Genomic DNA, 19,660 nt, shown 5'->3' on the forward strand with positions numbered 1-19,660 from the left:
CTCAGGCTGAATGCCCACCTCAGACCGAGCGTTCACCGCGATGCGGGCAGGTGACCGCGCAGCAGCTCCACGAGGCGCTCGGAGCCGGCTTCCACGCAGGTGAGCGTCGCTTCGAATTCGCGCGCCGAACCGCCCCACGGATCGGGCACATCGTACTCGCCGGACGAATAATAAAAATCGGAAGAATGCTGGCGACCCGAGGCGCGCCCGGCGTCGTCGGAAAGAATGCCGCCGTGCCCGAATACGCCCTCCGGCGCGATCCCTACCTTCGGCAGCGCGAACTCGGTCCACAGGTGAATATTGGTCAGCGAAAGGGAGAGGGAGCGGCACAGCCGGCGCACCGCCCGGGCGTGCCCCGTGGTCATGGCCAGAATCAGGCCGGCGTTTTCCAGTTCCTCGGCGGTGACGCGGTGGGCCCGGTGGTGATCGGGCAGGTCATAGCCGTGTTCGGTGAGAGTGCGTTGGGCGGGCGGGTAAATCGGGTTGCCGGATTCCTCATTCGAAACCCCCGCGGACGCCACCGCAATATCAATACCGGCATCGCGCAACCGCTGGCGCAGCACGATTTCCCCCATGGGAGATCGGCAAATATTCCCGGTACAGACAACAAGAATGCGGGGCCGTTCCGCCAGCGCGCGAACGACGCCCGCACCGGGGTAGGCAGCGGGAGTGGCACTTTCCGTCATGCTGGCAAGTCTAGGCACCGCGCCTGAAAAGTTTTGAGCAGTAGGTCTCATCGAGTGCATACTACGCTGAAAGTATGCAGAATCCCGGGATAGAAACGCCCGGGCACGTGTGACCGGGCGGCCCAGATCACCCGTGTTGAGCTGCGGAAAAGTCACGTCCGGGCAGTTCTGCGCCGCGGTTATGCATAATCCCAGCTGAAAGCGCGTGATTTTCGCCACGGCCCACATGGGGCACGATTGCGCGCTCATTATTGAGTAACGACGACGCAGGGCCGGGGCGCGTGCGCCCCGGCCCTGGGAATCAGGCCACTGCCTTAGCAGCCTTGCATCGCCTACATAATGCGGGCACTACCCCGGGATAGGCGATGCGGTGCTACCCCCGCGGGTGCTACCCCGGCTAGTTGATGCGGGTGCCATCCCCGGCATGGAACACATGGATAGCATCCAGGTTCGGGGTGGCGTACACGGTGTCACCCACCGCGGGGGCCTTGAATGGCGGAATCCGCACAACCACCTGGGAGGAGCCATCGCCCGAGCCGAAGCCGGACTTCTCCACGCCGGCGATCTCGCCATACACGTAGTTATCCGAACCCAGGTTCTCGACCATATCCACCATGATCGGCACCGAGCTTTCCCCGGGCTCGCGCGTGAGCTCCGTGAAGGATTCGGGGCGCACGCCCAGGATGACCTTGCCCTTGTCATCCGGGGTGATCGCATCGATCACCGCGCGGGGCAGGCGAATGCGCGCTTGGCCGAGGACTGCGTCGTCGCCCTCAATATTAAAGGTGCCGAGGTTCATGGCCGGCGAACCAATGAAGCCCGCCACGAAAGCGTTTTGCGGCCGGTTGTACAGCTCATCCGGGCTGCCCACCTGCTGCAATACCCCGAAGTTGAGCACGGCGATGCGGTCGCCCATGGTCAGCGCTTCGGTTTGGTCGTGGGTGACGTACACCGTGGTGGTGCCCAGGCGGCGCTGCAGGGTAGCGATCTGGGTGCGGGTTTGCACGCGGAGCTTCGCGTCCAGATTGGAGAGCGGTTCGTCCATGAGGAAGACCTGCGGGTTACGCACAATCGCGCGGCCCATCGCCACGCGCTGGCGCTGCCCACCGGAAAGCGCCTTCGGCTTGCGATCCAGGTACTCGGTCAGGTCGAGGATCTGGGCGGCTTCCTTGACGCGCTTATCAATTTCTTCCTTCGGGGTGCGCGCGATCTTGAGCGCGAAGCCCATATTCTCCGCCACCGACATATGCGGGTAGAGAGCGTAATTCTGGAACACCATCGCGATATCGCGGTCCTTAGGCGAAACATTGGTGACATCGCGGTCCCCAATATAGATACGCCCGTCATTAATATCTTCCAGCCCGGCGAGCATGCGCAGCGACGTTGATTTACCGCAGCCGGACGGGCCAACAAGAACAAGGAATTCCCCGTCAGCAATTTCGAGGTTGAGCTGATTGACAGCCGGGGTATCCGACCCCGGGTAGATACGCGATGCGTTCTCAAATGTTACAGATGCCATTACTGGTCCCTTCACCGGCAGGTACGTGCCGGACGATCCGAGTGAAGAGTGCCGTTGCGGGCACCCGAAGCTCCAGCAGCTGTGGTACGACGACGCCGCCCCTTGGCAGGCCGCAATGCCCCCACGCCCGGAAACCCGGGCCATGTACAAAATGCTGTGACTTCAGAGTGTCCACTCTGACACAGTCGCCCTGTGCGACATACCCAATTTTGCCAGGCGCCGGCGCGGATTTCCAGCTCCGCTGCCATGTTTTGCGCAAAGCTTCCAGGCTTTTCCCGGGTTCGGAGCTAGCTGGTATCCCCCGCATCACTCCGCTGCGGCTGGAGGGAGCGCACGCCGGCGGGCAGCGGAATCGCCAGGATCAAATCGCGCACATACTGGCCAATCGGGGTGAGGGGCACCGCGGTATTCGCCACCACGGAAACTTCCCGCCCGTAATCACCCGCGATAGCAATCGCGCGCAGCCCCTCGTGATCGCAACTGCGAAAAGCCAGCAGGTTAATAACCGGGGTGAGCAGCCCGGCCTTGCACATATTGAGGAGAGTCTGGGGTTGCTCGGTACGGAAGTCCGCGATACGCGGCTCCAACTCCCATAAATCAAAAGCGGCGCGCATTTCCGGGTCGATGCTCAGGCCCGGTGCGCCGGTCAGCCCCAGGGTGACCTCCGCAAGATCTCCGGGAGCCACCACCTCCACGCCCTGGAAATCCGGGGAATTCTGGCGGACCACCGCCACGTACGGCTCCCACCACAGGCGCTGTGAATCAGGAATGGAGGGCAGCGAACTAAATTGTGAAACGATGGCCAGCTGCGCGTGCCCGGCCCCCACTTTCTCCAATAATTCCGCGGAGGTGCGCTCCAGCAAATTAACGGAAATACCGGGCTCCTCCAGCTGTAATTGCGCCAGCATTCCCGGGCATAGCACCGCCGAGATAGAAGGAATCACCCCGAGGGTAACCGCGCCCACCAGGCTGCCCGATTCGGTATTGAGCTCATCGACCGCATCGCGCAGCTTCACCAAGATCTCCTCGGCGCGCGGTAGGAACGTTTCCCCTTTCGCGGTAAGGGTGCAGGGAACATGGCTGCGATCCACCAGGGTATGACCCGTCGCCCGCTCCAAATTCGCAACGTGGAGCGATACCCGCGACTGACTGCTGTGGAGCAAACGAGCCGCCCGCGAAAAGGACGATAATTTCGCAACGGCAACGAAAGACTCCAACCATTCAAGTCGGTCGATGCGCATAAAACCCTCCACGACTATGTGGCACCAACGAGCTCTCCGATAATTTACCTGGCGCATTTCAAGTTCTTTCGCGGCGAGTCGGCTCCCCCGGCGGCGCGCGGCTGCGCGCCGCCGGGGCGGCGTCGTCGTTCCACCACCGCCCGCACCCACCCGGGTGGGCGAGTTATCCGCGGAATCTCGCGGCGCTTCGCCCGCGTTACCGCCCTGCCACGCCCACCGTGAGCGCCTCGCTCCCACCCCGCCCGCGTATCGCTATTCGAAATCCGCATATGACATATCGAAATATCGCCGTCTCTCGGGCGTGATTTCGGCGTATTCCCGCCGCGATACTGAAGCCATCGGAGCTCGCTTATCCCTCCGGCAATCCGCCCGGAAAGCAGCTTCTTCTCAGTTAACACAACGAAGTGAATGTGGAAGGCACCTCATGTCCAAACAACACCCGCCGGGAACAGTAACCGCCCCGGTGCCCACGCGCTCGACCTCGGACCTGGTCAAGGCCGCGGTTTCCGGCTGGCTCGGAACAGCTCTGGAATTCATGGACTTCCAGCTGTACTCCCTGGCCGCCGCGCTCGTCTTTAAAGACATTTTCTTCCCCGCCGGCCACCAGTCCATGGCCATCCTCGGGGCTATGGCCATTTACGGTGTGGGCTACGTGGCCCGCCCGCTGGGCGCCTGGTACTTCGGGCGGCTCGGTGACCGCATCGGCCGCACCAAAGTCCTCTTTATTACCATCGCCATGATGGGCGTGGCCACCACCCTCATCGGCTTCCTCCCCACCTACCAAGTGGTGGGCATTTGGGCGCCGATTATGCTGGTGATTCTGCGGCTTATCCAGGGCTTCGGGGCCGGCGCGGAAATTGCCGGCGCCTCCGTGATGCTGGCCGAATACGCCCCGCGGGAACGCCGCGGCATTATTTCTTCGCTGGTGGCCCTCGGCACCAATACCGGCACCCTGGGCGCCGGCGCGATCTGGGCGATCATGCTCGCCACCATGGGCACCGACACCGTGGTCGCGTGGGGCTGGCGTATCCCCTTCATCGCCTCGGTTGTACTCATGGGCCTGGCTGTATTTATCCGGCTGCACCTCAAGGAATCGCCCGTTTTCGAGGCGGCTACCAGCGGGGAGATTCTGGACGACGCCGCCCTGGTGGCCACCTACGACCAACCGCTTCCCTCGCGCGCCGAGCGGAAGGCGGCGGCTAAGGCCGCCCAGCGCGAAGCCCAGCGCGAAGCCGCCGTGGAAGAACTCGCCAAAACCCCGAAGTCGTTCAAGGCGTTCATGGCGGCCTTCCTGCTGCGCTTCGGCCAGTCCGGTAATTCCGGCATGGTGCAGACCTACCTCATTACTTTCCTGACCGCCCAGATTCTGGTGGCCAAGGACGTGGCTTCCGCCGTGGTGGTCTACTCCTCGCTGGCCGGCTTCATTACCGTGCCGATTATCGGCTGGATCGGCGACCGCATCGGCCGCGAGCGCACCTACCGCCTGGTCACCGGGCTGGGGATTCTCCTCATTATTCCGTGCTTCCTGCTCATGGTCTCCCCGCGGTTCCTGGGTGAACTCAATGCGCCGGAGCTGGTGGACGGGCAGATGGTGGACCATTACGGCACCCCCACCCTGTTGTTCTTCATCGGGTACATCGTGCTGCACAACATCACCGTGCTGGCCATGTTCTCCCTGGAAAACATCACGATGGCCGAATGCTTCGGCTCCGCGCACCGCTACGAGCAGCTGGCGCTCGCCAAGGAAATCCCGAATATGATCACCGCCGGTTTCGGCCCGCTGATCGCCGCTGGCCTGGTGCAACTCTTCGGCGGTTCCTGGATCGCTTGCGCGATTCTCATGTTTGTTTACACCGGAGTCACCCATATCACCGCGTGGCTCATGCCCGAAATTACCGGGCGCGACCTCACTCTCAAGGAGGATGCATTCTAATGAAGGCTGTACAAGTTCGTACCGATACCCCCAAGCAGATTCATATCACCGAGGTTCCCGACCCGGTTGCCGGCGCAGGCGAGGTGCGGGTCCGCATGGAATGGGGCGGCATTTGCGGCTCCGACCTGTCCTACTGGAAGAACGGTGCTTCCGGGACCGCGATTATGCGCGAACCGCTGATCCTCGGCCACGAAGTTGCCGGCGTGGTGGACCAGGTGGGCGCGGGCGTGACCGGAGTTGAGGTGGGCCAGCGGGTGGCGATCTACCCGCCGACCCTCGTGGGCGAACACGATATCCCGGAAAGCACCCGCGGCAAAGATAACCTATGGCCGGAGGTCCGCTACTTCGGATCCGCGGCTTTCTTCCCGCACGAGCAGGGCGGTTTCTCCACCTACCGGGTGGTGCGGCCCGATCAGCTCCGTGCGCTGCCGGAGAACGTGTCGACGAAGGAAGGCGCCGTCGCCGAACCTCTCGCGGTGGCGATGCACGCCGTGAGCCTGGCCGGGGATCTGTCCGGCAAGCGCGTGCTGGTGAACGGCGTGGGCCCGATCGGGGCGTTGGCCGTGGCCGCCGTGAAATTCGCGGGGGCGCGCGAGGTTATCGCTTCCGACGTGGCCGCCGAATCCCTGCGGATTGCGAGCGCGATGGGCGCTACCAGCACGGTGAACCGCAGCGCCGGTGAGGAGCTTCCCGCCGACGTGGACGTCACCATCGAAGCGTCCGGCGCCGCCGTTGCCATCGGCGATTGTTTGCTGGCGACCGTGCGCGGCGGCACCATGGTGCAGGTGGGGAACTTGCCGGCCGGCGCGGTCTCCGTGGTGCTCGGGCAGCTGGTCACCCGCGAAATCACGTACAGGGGCTCGTATCGGTTCAACCCGGAGTCCATGGACGCCGCGATTGACGCGATGGCGCGCGGATTGGACGTTTCGCCCGTGCTCACGCACGAATTTAAGATCGACGACGCCGCAGCCGCTTTCGCCACCGCCGATGACCGGTCCACGGGGTCGTCCAAGGTGATGCTCCAGCTCAGCTAGGCGGAGCAGGCCGGCCTGGCTAGGCGATGCACTCTCGCCCGGCTCGGGCTGGCCTTGCCTCGTGAATCGCAGCGTACATCGCGCAACGCGCGGTGTACCTCGCTCATGAGGCGACGAAGGGGCACGGACTTACGGGTCCGTGCCCCTTTCCGTACCCCGACCGGTCCGCGCGAATCTCACGACCCTCGCGAACCCCAATAGCCACACAAGCCCCTGCGGTGGCGGTATGTATTGTCAGAGATGTAGTGCAGATGTCGTACATGCGAAGTACACCCCGGAAAAACACCCCACCTCCCGCCTGGGCTAACCCGTTTCCACCTGCTGCTGCCGAACAAAGTGGTACCCCACGACAGCGGAACGCACAAAGTGGTACTGCACGACAGAAATTTAGGGTTTGGCTGTAGCTCCAGTACCACTTTGTTTTTGGGGGCCGGAAAGTCCCCGGCGAATCAAGTTCCAAGTTCCCAAACCCCCAGGCGGGCAAAGAAAGCGGGGCGCGGGCCTGAGCCCGCGCCCCGTGGAGAGGGGCAGGATCGACACGCCCGATCCTGCCCGAGGGAGGCAGTGAACGCTTCCCGGCTTGTGGTGCTGCCGTACCCGCGAATGCTTCCAACGTGGACCATCGGCGAGTTCCGGCGTGGAACCCCGCGGATCCCAGCGTTGGACGGCCAAGGTATGCCATACCGGAGCCTCACGGAGTTCCGGCGTAGAAACTCCCGTGCTCCTCGGCGTGGAACCCGATGGCTAGGAGTGGGAGATTTCCACTCCCTCGCGAACAACCGCCAGCGGGGTCATCGCCTCATTCCAGGCGACCAGATTGACCGGCTTGCCCGGGGTGAAGTCCACCGTGACACCGGGAGCATCCCAGGCGCCACCGGCGTAGACCGGTCCGGCCACCGTGGCCCGCACCAGCTGCGGGAGCGTCAGCTTCCCGCGCCCGGCGAAGAGGGCCACCTGATCGGCCAGCACCGATGCACCCCCGGCCAAAGTATCGGTACCTTCCAGGTAGCAGGCGCCGTCGCGCACTTCCACCGCGAGCCCGCCCAGGGTGTACTTCCCGGGAGGCATACCGGCCGCGGCCAGGGAATCCGTAACGAAGAAAGCCCCGGGAATACCCAGCTGGCCCGCGCCCGCGCTCCCAGACGCCCCGGCCCCGAGATCCGGCTCATCAAGGTAATCCACCACATCCTCGACGAGGTCGGGATGCACGTGGTAGCCGTCGGCAATCACTTCCGCGCTGATGAAACCGCGGCGCGCCGCTTGAATGTACTCGCGGATCGGGCCGGGAGCCCGGTGCGTAAAAGCGGTCATCGCGTTGAAAAGATGCGTGACAGTTTGTGCGGCTTCCTGCCCGACGGCGCTACCGGCGACAGTCCCGGCGCCACCGGCTTGCCGCGCATCCGCGCCCGCGCCCGAACCGGCTCCCGTGCCAGCCCCAGCAAGCACCGCCAGCGGCGTGTATCCGTGCCGCCGCGCCACTTCCAGGGTGCGCGCGATTTCGGCCCGGGTGACCGCGCCATCCCCGTGGGAATGCCCCCAGGACGGCTTGCCGCCATATTCAAGCAGCAGCTCGGCGGCGCGCTGGGCGCCCTCCGCTTCCGGGGCCACCGTCATCGTCTTAATCCAGCCGCGCCCGGCCTCCAGCCAGGAACGCAGCTCGGCCTCGTCCACCGCGCGGATCACCTCGGGGTTCTGCGCCCCGCACTTTTCCCGCGAAATATACGGGCCTTCCAGATGAATACCGGCCAGCTCCCCGCGCTCGCAGAATGGCACCAGCGCCTCGATCTGCGGGAGTGGATCCGCCAGCGACACCAGGGAAGCGAACATCGCGGTGGTCCCCCCGCGCTGGTGGGTGCGGATCGCCGTGGCGATCTCCTCCTCCGCATAGTTATCCGGGAAGGCGAAGCCGCCACCGCCATGGCAGTGAATATCCACGAGGCCCGGGGTAATAACATGAGCCCGGCGCACCCGCGGGTTATCCGCGCCCAGCCCGAAAGCCTCCGCGGCCCGAGCTTCAATCCCGCGCGACTCCCGTTCCGCAGCCAGCCCCGCGGTTACCGCGGCGGCCTCCTCAGCGGTGAGCAGCCGAGCCAGCGTACCGGCGTCGTCGATCTCAATACCGTACCCAACCTCGCGGCCGTACCCGTTGAGAACGCGCCCCAGGTAAAACACTTAGATCATCTCCCAACGCGCGCGGTACAGGTCCGTCAGCTTGAGCTGCGCGGCGGCCGCTTCGTCCAGGAGCACGGTGACATCCGGGTGCATCTGAATAATCGTGGCGGGCCAGAAGGCGCTGATGGGGCCTTCGCACAGCTCTCGCACCGCATCCGCCTTATTCGCACCGAAAGCGAAAAGCACCAGCTTCTTCGCCTCCATAATGGTGCCTAGGCCCTGGGTGATGCAGCGGGTGGGGACGGCCGCTTCGTCGCCGTCGAAGAACCGCGCATTATCCTTGATGGTTTGCGGGGCCAGCGCCTCCACGTGAGTGCGCGAGACCAGCGAGCCGCCCGGCTCGTTGAAGCCGATATGCCCGTCTGCGCCAATGCCGAGAATCTGCAGATCCACCCCGGCCGCACCGATCTTCGCATCGTAGTCGGCGGCCGCGGCCTGCGGATCCGGGTTCTGTGCATCGGGGGTATTGAGGCCCTCCTCGGTCAGGCCGGTCTTATCCTCGCCCACGAGGTTGCGGCGCAGCACATTGCGGTAGGACTCCGGATGCTCCGGATCCAGCCCCACGTACTCATCCAGGGCAAAAGCCTTGGCGCCGGAGAGGTCAAATTCGCCGGCCGCGTGGGCCTCGCGCAGCGCCGCGTAGAGGAGATCCGGCGTGGAACCGGTGGCCACCCCGAGCGTCGCGTGCGCGTCACGCGCGAAAAGATCCTGGATAATGCGTGCGCCCTCGCGGGAGGCTTCTTCCGCGGTGGCGAAAATTCCGATATGCATGAGTTCGTCCTTTCCCGGGCGCGTTTCACGTGAAACGCGGCAATGGTCAGTGCTCGCGGGCCCCGCGCTTCGGTTGCGCGGGAACCCTGGTGAAGTTTTAGTTTTCGACGGCCTCGCGGAACCACGTGGTGATCGTGGTTGGGTGCGTAATAGCAGTTCCGACGACGGCCGCCCAGGCGCCAGCTTCCATGACAGCCCGCGCTTGCTCCGGAGTGTGGATGCGCCCTTCGCAGACCACCGGGATCTCCGGGAATTCCGCGACCATCTGGGCCAGCAGTTCAATATCGGGGCCGTCCGTCTTCGGGCGATCCCCGGAGTAACCCGCCAGGGTGGTGCCGAGGATATGGCAGCCGGCCTTGGCCGCCACCCGGGCATCCTCAATCGAGCCGCAGTCCGCCATGACGAGCGCGCCGTCGTCCAGAAGAGCAGCCACGGTTTCCGCGAAGCTCAAGCCATCCGGACGCGGGCGAGACGTGGCATCGAGGGCCACAATATCGGCGCCGGCGCTGATGCAGGCGCGGGCGTGGCGCAGGGTCGGGGTGATGAACACGCCTTCGTGGCCCTCTTTCCACAGGCCGATGACAGGCACTTCCACCTGGCCTTTAATCGCGGAAATATCCGCCAGGCCCTGGCAGCGAATCGCCGCCGCTCCCCCGCGCTCGGCGCCGAGGGCCATCTGCGCCATCGTTTCGGGGTGGCGCAGCGGTTCGCCTACGTACGCCTGGCAGGACACGACGAGGTGCCCGCGGAGAGATTCGATCATCGGATGCACGGTAACTCCTAAGTTATAACGAGAAATGCAGAAGTGTAGTTATGCGGTGCGGCGCGCGGTGTGCAGGAAGTGAACGGCCGCGCCGATGAGCGGGGCCTGCGATCCCAGGCTACCCTCCACAATCGGGGTGGCGGCGGTGCCCACCATGGCATCGCGCCGGTAGCCCTCGCGCAGCGCGTCCATCCAGAACTCGCCCACGTGAACGAGTGAGCCGGACAGGATAATAACGTCCGGGTCGAAAGAATTCGCCAGCCCGCCCAGGGTCTGCCCGAGCGCGAAAGCACCGTCCGTGAACACCTCGCGCGCGAACATATCGCCCGCGTCCACGAGGGCTTTCAGTTCCCGGCCTCCACGTACGACGACGGGGCGCTGCGCGCCCGGGGCCCGCAGGTAGGCACTTTCGGGAACATCGGCGATCCCGGTGAGGGAAGCCGCTGCCGCGGCGGCGTAACTCGCGCCCTCCACGTGGGCTTCGGCCTGGCGCTTGGCGTAGAGGCGGGCCGCCCCGCTGCCCGAGGCCACCGATTCCACGTGGCCATCGCGCCCGCAGGAGCACACCAGCCCGGCGGCATAAGGATGGTGAATATGGCCGAAGTGGCCGGCCACCCCGTGCGCGCCGAAGAGGATGCGCCCGTCGATCACGGCCGCGCCGCCCAGCCCGGTTCCCACCGCGATCACGAGGGCGGTACGCGCGCCGGCGCCCGCACCGTAGGTTGCTTCCCCGAGGGCGTGGCCGTGCACGTCATTGAGGACGCGCACCGGCAGGCCGCAGCGTTCGGCAAGATGCGGGCCGAGGGGCTGACCGCCCCAGCCGGGCATGGTGTCCGTGGCGGAAGCGATGCATCCGCTCTCCACGTCCACCACCCCGGCGCTGGCGATAGCAATTCCGCGCACCGGCGTTCCGGCGGCGCTGGCTGCCGCGATCTGGCGTTCCGCGAAATCCGCGATATCCGCCAGCACGCGTGCTCCGCCGCGCCGCGCTCCGGTAGGAATACTGGCTTCGAGGGAGATGCGCGGGGCATCACCGCCCGGGGCGGTGGCCGCAAAGGTCACCACCGCCCCCGCGATTTTGGTTCCCCCGATATCCAGCCCGAGCAGCGAGAACTCAGACCCGGGCTGGAACGGTGCTACCTTCATGAGTGCTCCTTAGAGCAGCCCGCAGCTGGCGAGCACGCCGCGAATAGCTTCGACGTTCTCACCTTCGAGGGCCTTGACGGGCCGCGGCATCTGGTTGGAGGCGATAACCCCCAGTTCCTTCATGGCCGCCTTGAAGGCGCCCACGCCACCCGCGAAGCCCTGCACGCCCTTGGGCACCATGACGATGCGCATGAGGTGGGCGAGCTCGTTCTGCAATTCGGCCACGCGAGCCCAGTCCCCGGCCTGCGCGGCATCCCACTGCTCCACGTAGGGGCGCGGTGCCACATTGGCCAGGCCCGGAACGGAGCCGTCCGCACCGCCCATGTAGGCGCCATCGACAACCACTTCGTGACCCGTAAGGATGTTGAGCGGCTTACCGGCGGCCTTGTTCTCCTCCAGCAGGAAGCGGAAGTTAACGTCGTCGCCAGAAGAATCCTTGACGCCGGTCAGCACGTCTTCGGTCCCGAGGCGCATGAGCAGGTCAATGGAGAGCTTCTTGTGCACGCACACCGGGATGTCGTACGCGAAAAGCGGCAGGTCCACGGCGTCGCGGATGTAACGGAAGTTCGCTTCGATTTCCGCTTCCCCGCCCAGCGCGTAGAACGGCGCGGTGGCGACGATGCCGTCCACCCCGATGGACTGCGCGTCACGGGCGTGCTCGATCATGCGCTCGGTTTGCATATCGATAACGCCGGCGAGCACCGGGACGCGCCCGTTCGCAACTTCCACCGCGGTTTCGAGGATTTCACGACGACGCGCATCGGTGCTGAAGACCACTTCGGAAGTCGAACCGAGCACAAACAGGCCGTGCACTCCGGCGTCGAGCATCCGGTTGAGTGAGCGCGCGAAGGATTCCTTATCGAGTTCGCGTTCGTCGGTCAGCGGCGTCACTGTCGGGGGGATAACGCCGCGGAAACGAGGATCTGACATGGGACTATGCCTCCAATTTCGGATGGAGCAGCGACGGCGCCGCTGCCAAAAGTGTTCTCGTGTAGTCATTTTGCGGATTGTGGAGCACGTCCTTGGCGTCTCCCCATTCCACGATCTCTCCGTGATTCATCACCGCGATCTTGTCCGATACGTAGCGCACCGTCTGAATATCGTGGGTGATGAAAACCATCGCCAGCCCCAGATCCCGCTTGAGATCGGTGAGCAGGTTGAGGATCTGGGCGCGCACGGACACGTCCAAGGCCGAGGTGGGTTCGTCCGCGATAATCGCGTCCGGGCCCACGGCCAGCGCACGGGCAATAGCCACGCGCTGGCGCTGCCCACCGGAGAGCTGCCCGGGCAGCGCATCGAGCGCCGATTTAGGCAGGCCCACCATGCCGATGAGGTCCTTGACGCGCTCGTAGCGTTCTTCGCGGGTGCCGATCTTGTGGACCGTCATCGGGTCGAGGAGCTGGTCACGCACCGTCATGCGCGAGTTGAGCGCCGTGGCCGGATCCTGGAACACCACCGAGACCACGCGGCCGATATGGCGGCGCTGGGCAGCGGTACGTTTCGTGACTTCTTCGCCCTTGAAAAATACCTGGCCGCCCGTGGGTGACTGGAGTCCGCACATCACATTGGCCGTCGTCGACTTACCGGAACCGGATTCGCCAACGAGACCGATGGTCTGGCCGGGCATCAGGGAAAGGTTGACGCCGCGCACGGCGCGCACCTTATTCGGATTGAAGATGGAACCGGTACGGGTGCGGAAGGTGACGTCGACGTCGCGCAACTCGATAATCGGCACATCGGAGAGGGCAGGCCGGTCAGCGGCGCGCGCGCCGGCAGCGTGACGAGCTTCGGTATCCAGAGTAGTCATGATCTTTCCTCCTTCGTCACTTCTGGGCATCCGGGCCGGCGGGAGCGCCGGCGCTTCCACCAGCGGCATCACCAGCAGTAGCAGCTGCGGCGCCGTTCGCGGTTTCGGCGGGGCTGGGCGCGCCCACCGATTCCTTGGGCACCAGGTTGGTGGTGGCCGGATCCGGAGCATCGGGCTGGGCGGCGTAGAAGTGCCACGTCTCGCCCACGCGTTTCATAATCGGGCGGGTGTCCAGGCCCACCGTCGGATGCGAGGACCGCGGGGCGAAACGATCACCCTTCGGGAAGTCGCGCGGCGAAGGAACCGTGCCGGGCACCTGGTGGAGCCGGCCGGCACCCGCTTCGATGGAGAGCACCGAGCCGAGCAGACCGCGAGTGTATTCGTGGTGCGGGTCGGTGAGCAGTTCCTTGGTGGATGCCTGCTCCACAACCTGACCGGCGTACATGACGGTAATCGAGTGGGCCACTTCGGCAACGAGCGCCAAATCGTGGGACACGAAGACCATCGCGAAGCCGAGTTCCTTGCGCAGGCGGTTGAGAAGCTCCACCACCTGGGCCTGGACGGTTACGTCCAGCGCGGTAGTCGGTTCGTCCGCGATAACCAGCTTCGGGTCACGGGTGAGCGCCATGGCGATAAGCACGCGCTGGCGCTGGCCACCGGAAAGTTCGTGCGGGTAGGACTCCAGGGTCCGCTTGGGATCCAGGTCCACCAGCTCGAGGAGCTCTTCGGCGGTGCGGGTGCCCCCGCGGCTGGTCAGCTGCTTCATCTGTGCCTTGATGAGCATGGAGGGGTTGAGGGAGGACAGGGCGTCCTGGTAGATCATCGCGATCTCATGCCCGCGCAGTTCATTGTGCTGCTTGGGGGTGAGTTCGAGGAGGTTCTGCCCGTTGAACATAATCTCACCGCTAATATCGGCGGACTTATCGAGCAGGCCCATAATCGCCAGGGAGGTAATGGACTTACCGCACCCGGATTCACCCACGAGGCCCATGGTTTCACCGGCGCGCACATTGAAGGACACGTGGTCCACCACATTGACATCGCCGTGGCGCGGGAACTTGATGCACAGGTCGCGCACTTCGATAACCGGGGCCTCCTGCGAGGTGGGTTCGAAGCGGTCGGTGCGGCGTTCTTCCGCTTGGCGCAGTTCCTCCAGGCGCTGGACCAGCGCATCGTGCTGGGCGGCGTAAGCGGCCACCGGGTCCACGAGGAGGCGGTCCTCTTCGCGCTTGGCGTTCGCGTCCACGTTATCGGGAACGGCCGCGGCCTTCGGGGCCGCCACCATGGCGTCCGTGAGACCTTCGGAGAGGATGTTGAGGCAGAGCACCGTGATCATAATGGCCAGGCCCGGGAAGAGCGCCTGCCACCACCGGCCCAGGAGCACGCCGCCGCGAGCGTCGGCGAGGATATTACCCCAGGTGGGTGTGGGTTCGGCGATGCCGGCCTGGATGAAGGACAGCGAGGCTTCGAAAACAATCGCATCGGCCACGAGCACGGTGGTGAACACCATGACCGGGGCGATACAGTTGCGCGCCACGTGCTTGACGAGGATCCAGGGAGCCCGCGCGCCGGAAACGATAACCGCGCGCACGTAATCTTCACCGTATTCGCTCATGACATTCGCGCGCACCACGCGGGTGATCTGCGGAATGTAGAGGAAGCCGATCGCCATAATAATGACGGGCAGGGTATTACCGAATACGGAGACGAACACCGCGGCCAGCGCGATGCCGGGGAAAGACATGATGATATCCATGCAGCGCATGATCACTTCGGAAATCCACTTGCGGGAGACCGCGGCCAGCGCACCGAAGATCGCACCGAAGAAGAGCGCGAAGGCGGTGGCGGCGAAGCCGATGACCAGCGAGTAGCGGGCACCGTAGATCATGCGGGAGAGAATGTCACGGCCCTTTTCGTCAGTACCGAAGAGGAAATCACCGTTGGGTGCCTGACGGGCCACTTCAATGGCCTGCGGATCGTGCGGGGAAATAAGGGGTGCGAAAACGGCCGCGAGGGCGATGAGCACCAGAACGACGACGCACAGCTGGGCGCCGCGAGTCATATTGCGGAAACGCTTGAACCGGACGCCCGGGCGTTCCATCTTTTCCGTGAGTTTACGCCTCATGATTAGACCTCCCGGATACGCGGGTTGATCAGCACATAGAGCATGTCAACCACAATATTGACGACGATGAAGGCCAGGGCCACCACGAGGACCACGCCCTGCACCAGGAGGGGGTAGTTCTGCTGGACGCCTTCGAGGATGGCCATACCCATGCCGCGCAGGTTGAAGATAACTTCAATAACCACAGCGCCACCCATGAGGTAGCCGATACGCAGGCCGAGCACGGTCACCGGGGAGATCAGGGCATTGCGCAGCACGTTGCGGGACACCACCACGCGCTTGGGGATACCCGCACCGATAGCGGTACGCACGTAATCCTTATCCAGTTCCTCCACCATCGAGGTACGAATAACACGGGTGAGGGAACCGGCCACCGGGACGCCCAGGGCGATAGCCGGCAGCGCCATGCGCGCCAGCCAGCCAGCCGGGTCTTCACCGAAAGGCGGCAGGGCACCGGATGCCGGGAGCAGAGGCATATTGACGGAGAACGCCAGGATCATGAGGACGGCCAGCCAGAAGGACGGCGTCGCGATGAAGGCGATGGAGAAGACGCGGATGATCTTGTCGGGCCACTTGTCGCGGTAGAGCGCGGCGAGGACACCGAAGACGAACGCGAGAATGACGGCGATAATAAGGCCGAGGAAGGTCAGCTGCATGGTGATGGGGAAGGCCTCACCCACACGTTCGGCCACCGAAGCTTGGTTGGCGCCGTACGTGCCGAGGTCACCCTGCACGAAGTTGACGAGGAAGTTCCAGAACTGAGCGAGCCAGGGATCATTGAGTCCCATGGTGTCACGATAGGCTTCCAGGGCTTCCTGGGATGCGCCTTCACCGAGGGCCGAGTAGGCCGGATCGATCTTAGAGAAGGACATCAGGAAGAAGACGAGGAAGGCAACGCCCAGAACCATGATCGGGAGCACCAGCAGGCGGCGCCCGATGAGTCTGAGAAGGTTGTTCACTGCGATATCTCCTCGGGGCTGCGGTGCCCCGCGTTGAGTATAGGGGAGTATTTGGGCAAAGCTCGGGCCGGGGGTGGGGTTTACACCACCCCCGGCCCTCGCATTACCGTGTGTTCTTTGAGCCAGCGCCGCGCGTGTCGTCAGCGCTGATTCACGGGATTATTTACTTTCCAGCCGCGGAGCCAGCGTTGATGAAATCAAGGCCGGTCGTCGAAATCGGGGAGAAGTTGGTGACCTTGTCCGGGTAGTACGCGGTCAGCATCTGACGGTGGAAGAGCGGGTAGAGCGGAACTTCTTCGGCAACGAGGTCGAAGGCCTTGTTCCATTCCTGCTGCTGGGCGTCGCCCTCGAGGGTGACGGCCTTGTCCATGTACTGATGCAGTTCCTTGAACTTCTCGGAGCCGCCCCACTGGGTGCGCTTCTTGGTCCAGGTGTTATCGCCGTACCACCAGCTGAGCAGGAGGTCGGGATCCTGACCGAAGACCGAGGGGTCGCCGGGGGCCAGGGTGACATCGAAGGTCGGGTTGTCCACGTCCAGGTTATTGGCGTAGAGAGCCGAGGAAGCCTGGGATTCGATGGTCGCGTTGATGCCGACGGCAGCCAGGTCGTTCTTGATCTGGGGAGCCAGAGCGGTGATCCACGGGTGATCGGTGGTCAGCAGCTTGATGTCGAGGTTCTCAACACCGGCTTCCTTGAGGAGTTCCTTGGCCTTTTCCGGGTTGTAGGTGTAGACCGTGGAAGCTTCGTGGAAGTTCGGGTGGCTCTCCGGGAGGAAGGACTTGGCGGCCTTCGCGTTGCCCGAGAGGGCGTTGGAGATGAGCTTGTCGGTGTCAATGGCGTAGAAGAACGCCTGGCGCACCTTGTTGTTATCGAGCGGAGCCTTCTTGGTGTTGAAGAGCAGGAAGGGCAGGTTGAAGCCCTGAACCGCGTCGATCACGCCGCCGGCGCCCTTGATCAGAGCTTCGGCATCGGCCGGGGCAGCTTCGATAACATCGACGGTGCCCTGCTGGAAAGCGGTGGTACGAGCGGTGTCGTCCTTGAGGATCTCCCACTGCATCGCTTCCGCGGTGGCCGGGAACTGGCCGTTGTAGTTCTCATTCGGGGAGAACTTGATGTGGGCGCTGGTGATCTCGTCGTACTTCCACGGGCCGGTACCCACGGGCTTGGCGGTCAGATCATCATCGCTCATCGAGGCGGGAACGATCTTGACGAGGGCCAGGCGCTCCTTGACCAGCGAGAAGGGATGCTTGAGGTTGATGGTGACGGTCGTGTCATCCTTCTTCTGCACGTTGTCGATGAAGCTCAGCATCGGCAGGTAGATATTTCCTTCAGCGGTGGACCGCTCGAAGGACTTGACCACATCGTCCGTGGTCACCGGGGTGCCGTCCGAGAACTTCGCGCCATCACGCAGCGAAACTTCGTACTGGGTATCGGTCACCTTGGTGGGAGCATCTTCCTTCGCCAGGGCGCGGTAGGGCTTGTAATCGTGGTAATCCAGTTCGTACAGGCCCTCCACCACGTGCATATTCGCGCCGGTTGCCAGCGCGGACGAGGTGGACGAGGGATGGTAGTTATTGGATTCGTAGGCGGCCGCCGCGCGAATGGTGCCACCCTTTGCCGGCTGTCCCGAGGGAACTGCGGCCTTCTCGGGTGCATCTCCACCGCTCTTGCCGGTGTCAGATCCACCGCCACCGCAGCCGGACAGCGCCAGCACACCAGCGGCCAGCACGGCCGTGGCCTTGGCGCCCCACTTCATGCGTGTCATTGAAGTGTCCTCTCCTTTGAGTTCTTCCGGAAATTCACTGCCGAATTTCCGCTATTTTTTCGCGTGCGACAACCATCTTTAGCGTCGCGTAGCTATGACTCTAGATTGTCTGACAACTTTGTGCAAGCCCGATATCTGGCTTGTGAGCAAACTGTGACCAATTTGTGATGAACCTGAGATATGGGTGCGTGAGCAGCTGTGCGGCGTCGTCGTTCCTGCGCGATACCACGCGTAACGTGACCCTATTCAATATTCCTGCGCACATCTTTTGAAAACATCCGTTTTCCGATACCTTAGGTGTCATGATGCCCGACGACGCGCAGTCACATGCCACGCAGGGCGCTATGCGGGTCACCGGCGGCCACCCCCGTTCCGGCTCGGATCGCGCCGATTTGGTCATGGACGCTTTGAAACAGCGAATTATTGAAGAACGCCTACAACCCGGCGCGAAGCTCCCCACCGAAGCGGAGCTGTGCCGCGAGCTGGGGGTCTCGCGCTCCTCGGTGCGCGAGGCGCTGTCCAAGCTGGCCGCGCTGGATATTGTCACCTCGCAGCGCGGGAAGGGCACCCAGGTGGCGAATATGTCCCTCTCCCCGCTGGTCGAATCCTTGCTGCTGCGCTCCTCCGCGCGGGCCGGTGCGGGCACGGGCGCGGTGGAGAGCGTGGCTCAGCTGCGCGAATACCTGGACTTGGGGATGGCGGAAGGCGTGGTGCGGGCGCTGTCGGGCACCCATCACGATAATCTGCACGACATCGTGGCGCGGATGACCGAAAAAGCGCTGCGCGGGGAAAACTTCCAGCACGAAGATATTGAATTCCATATTGCGATGACGTCCGCGCTCGATAACGAGGTCGCGTTGGAGATGGTCACGGCACTGTGGGTGGTGCACTCTATTGCGCTGCGCGATTTAAACGACGACGTCGATGAACTTCTCCTAGAAACCGCTCAGGCGCATAAACGTATTATTCAAGCCGCCGAAGATGGTGATATTTTCGCGTATCGCGGGGCGGTCATTGACCACTACCGGCCCCTCAATATGATTATTGACCGCCACGAGGCCGCCCAGCAGCGGGCGAATTCCGGGGGTTCCGGGGGGAACGGCGCGGGAAGTGCGGAAAGTGCGGAAAGTGCGGAAAGTGCGCTCGGAGATTGTGGGGATCCGGAAGCGCCGCCGGAGGCGCTGCCCGCTCAGGCCGCTGCCCAGCAGCGCGAGGCTGAGCGGGCCGAACGAGCCGAGCGCGCCGCGGATATTGCCGCGCGGGCGCAGCGGGCCGCCTCCTTTGCCGATATTGCGGATCCAACCTCGCGGGTTTCCGGGGTGTTGTGAGGCGGGAGCGCATCTTGTCCATGGATCCCATAGTTGGCTAGAATATACATAATCGTTCAGCCCGCCTCGACTTCGGTCGGGAGTGGGCTGGATCTCTGTTTACGGCCAGTAACCCGAGTACCCTCTGCCCACGCACCCTTTTATCCCTCAGCTCCCAACTACGAATTATGGCGTGATCCAGAATCATTGTGTCGGCATTCCCATCCCGATAGGCTTGTAGCGGAGCCCCGGCGGAGCGCTATCTGGCCATGCCAGGTATTCTTACCGGGGCATTGAACTTCATCGCGGAAGTACGTGCCGACTGAGCTGCGCCGTCGTACCGAAGTGCGGAGAAATGGACCCACCGCGGCCGCTACTCGCACCGAAACGATGCTTTATGTGACCAGCACGGTGTTCCACTGGACATTATTG

15 protein-coding genes are annotated in these 19,660 nt (G+C 63.8%); 3 read left to right on the top strand and 12 right to left on the bottom strand.

The window, feature by feature from the left end; translation table 11 throughout:
• Positions 1 to 32: 32 nt before the first annotated feature.
• From CYJ17_RS01680 to CYJ17_RS01690, 3 genes are all read right to left on the bottom strand, one after another.
• On the bottom strand, positions 33 to 686 hold the full coding sequence (locus tag CYJ17_RS01680; protein WP_087070248.1) for a low molecular weight protein-tyrosine-phosphatase: 654 nt from the start codon (positions 684 to 686) through the stop codon (positions 33 to 35).
• 397 nt (positions 687 to 1,083) lie between these two features.
• Positions 1,084 to 2,205, bottom strand: a complete 1,122-nt coding sequence (locus tag CYJ17_RS01685) for an ABC transporter ATP-binding protein (protein WP_087070247.1) — start codon at positions 2,203 to 2,205, stop codon at positions 1,084 to 1,086.
• Positions 2,206 to 2,492: 287 nt separating this feature from the next.
• Complete coding sequence (locus CYJ17_RS01690; RefSeq protein ID WP_158319014.1) at positions 2,493 to 3,446, bottom strand: LysR family transcriptional regulator; 954 nt, start codon at positions 3,444 to 3,446, stop codon at positions 2,493 to 2,495.
• A gap of 424 nt (positions 3,447 to 3,870) precedes the next feature.
• Between CYJ17_RS01690 and CYJ17_RS01695 the strand changes: the two genes are divergently transcribed.
• Complete coding sequence (locus CYJ17_RS01695; RefSeq protein ID WP_087070245.1) at positions 3,871 to 5,379, top strand: MFS transporter; 1,509 nt, start codon at positions 3,871 to 3,873, stop codon at positions 5,377 to 5,379.
• On the top strand, positions 5,379 to 6,413 hold the full coding sequence (locus CYJ17_RS01700; RefSeq protein ID WP_087070244.1) for an L-idonate 5-dehydrogenase: 1,035 nt from the start codon (positions 5,379 to 5,381) through the stop codon (positions 6,411 to 6,413). The genes CYJ17_RS01695 and CYJ17_RS01700 overlap by 1 nt, the downstream gene beginning before the upstream one ends.
• 744 nt (positions 6,414 to 7,157) lie before the next feature.
• Here CYJ17_RS01700 and CYJ17_RS01705 read toward each other — a convergent pair.
• From CYJ17_RS01705 to CYJ17_RS01745, 9 genes are all read right to left on the bottom strand, one after another.
• Positions 7,158 to 8,585: an N-acetylglucosamine-6-phosphate deacetylase gene (locus CYJ17_RS01705; RefSeq protein WP_087070243.1), complete on the bottom strand. Its 1,428-nt coding sequence runs from the start codon at positions 8,583 to 8,585 to the stop codon at positions 7,158 to 7,160.
• Positions 8,586 to 9,356, bottom strand: a complete 771-nt coding sequence (locus CYJ17_RS01710; protein WP_026429182.1) for a glucosamine-6-phosphate deaminase — start codon at positions 9,354 to 9,356, stop codon at positions 8,586 to 8,588.
• A gap of 97 nt (positions 9,357 to 9,453) precedes the next feature.
• Positions 9,454 to 10,128 (bottom strand): N-acetylmannosamine-6-phosphate 2-epimerase, encoded by a 675-nt coding sequence (locus CYJ17_RS01715; RefSeq protein ID WP_087070242.1) that lies wholly within the window; start codon positions 10,126 to 10,128, stop codon positions 9,454 to 9,456.
• Positions 10,129 to 10,167: 39 nt separating this feature from the next.
• Positions 10,168 to 11,265, bottom strand: coding sequence for an ROK family protein (locus CYJ17_RS01720; protein WP_087070241.1), 1,098 nt, complete (start codon positions 11,263 to 11,265; stop codon positions 10,168 to 10,170).
• 9 nt (positions 11,266 to 11,274) lie between these two features.
• Positions 11,275 to 12,195: a dihydrodipicolinate synthase family protein gene (locus CYJ17_RS01725; protein WP_087070240.1), complete on the bottom strand. Its 921-nt coding sequence runs from the start codon at positions 12,193 to 12,195 to the stop codon at positions 11,275 to 11,277.
• A 4-nt stretch (positions 12,196 to 12,199) separates the two neighbouring features.
• On the bottom strand, positions 12,200 to 13,072 hold the full coding sequence (locus tag CYJ17_RS01730) for an ABC transporter ATP-binding protein (protein ID WP_087070239.1): 873 nt from the start codon (positions 13,070 to 13,072) through the stop codon (positions 12,200 to 12,202).
• A gap of 16 nt (positions 13,073 to 13,088) precedes the next feature.
• Complete coding sequence (locus CYJ17_RS01735; RefSeq protein ID WP_375713964.1) at positions 13,089 to 15,200, bottom strand: dipeptide/oligopeptide/nickel ABC transporter permease/ATP-binding protein; 2,112 nt, start codon at positions 15,198 to 15,200, stop codon at positions 13,089 to 13,091.
• Positions 15,200 to 16,156 carry an ABC transporter permease gene (locus tag CYJ17_RS01740; RefSeq protein ID WP_087070237.1) on the bottom strand — a complete coding sequence of 319 codons (957 nt, stop codon included), beginning with the start codon at positions 16,154 to 16,156 and terminating at the stop codon, positions 15,200 to 15,202. Before CYJ17_RS01740 ends, CYJ17_RS01735 begins: the two co-directional genes overlap by 1 nt.
• Positions 16,157 to 16,319: 163 nt before the next feature.
• Positions 16,320 to 17,921, bottom strand: coding sequence for an ABC transporter substrate-binding protein (locus CYJ17_RS01745; RefSeq protein WP_087070236.1), 1,602 nt, complete (start codon positions 17,919 to 17,921; stop codon positions 16,320 to 16,322).
• Positions 17,922 to 18,223: 302 nt separating this feature from the next.
• Between CYJ17_RS01745 and CYJ17_RS01750 the strand changes: the two genes are divergently transcribed.
• On the top strand, positions 18,224 to 19,249 hold the full coding sequence (locus tag CYJ17_RS01750) for a FadR/GntR family transcriptional regulator (protein WP_087070235.1): 1,026 nt from the start codon (positions 18,224 to 18,226) through the stop codon (positions 19,247 to 19,249).
• Positions 19,250 to 19,660: the final 411 nt, after the last annotated feature.

Origin of the sequence: Actinotignum timonense (assembly GCF_002860685.3) — a bacterium.
GTDB lineage: Bacteria > Actinomycetota > Actinomycetes > Actinomycetales > Actinomycetaceae > Actinotignum > Actinotignum timonense.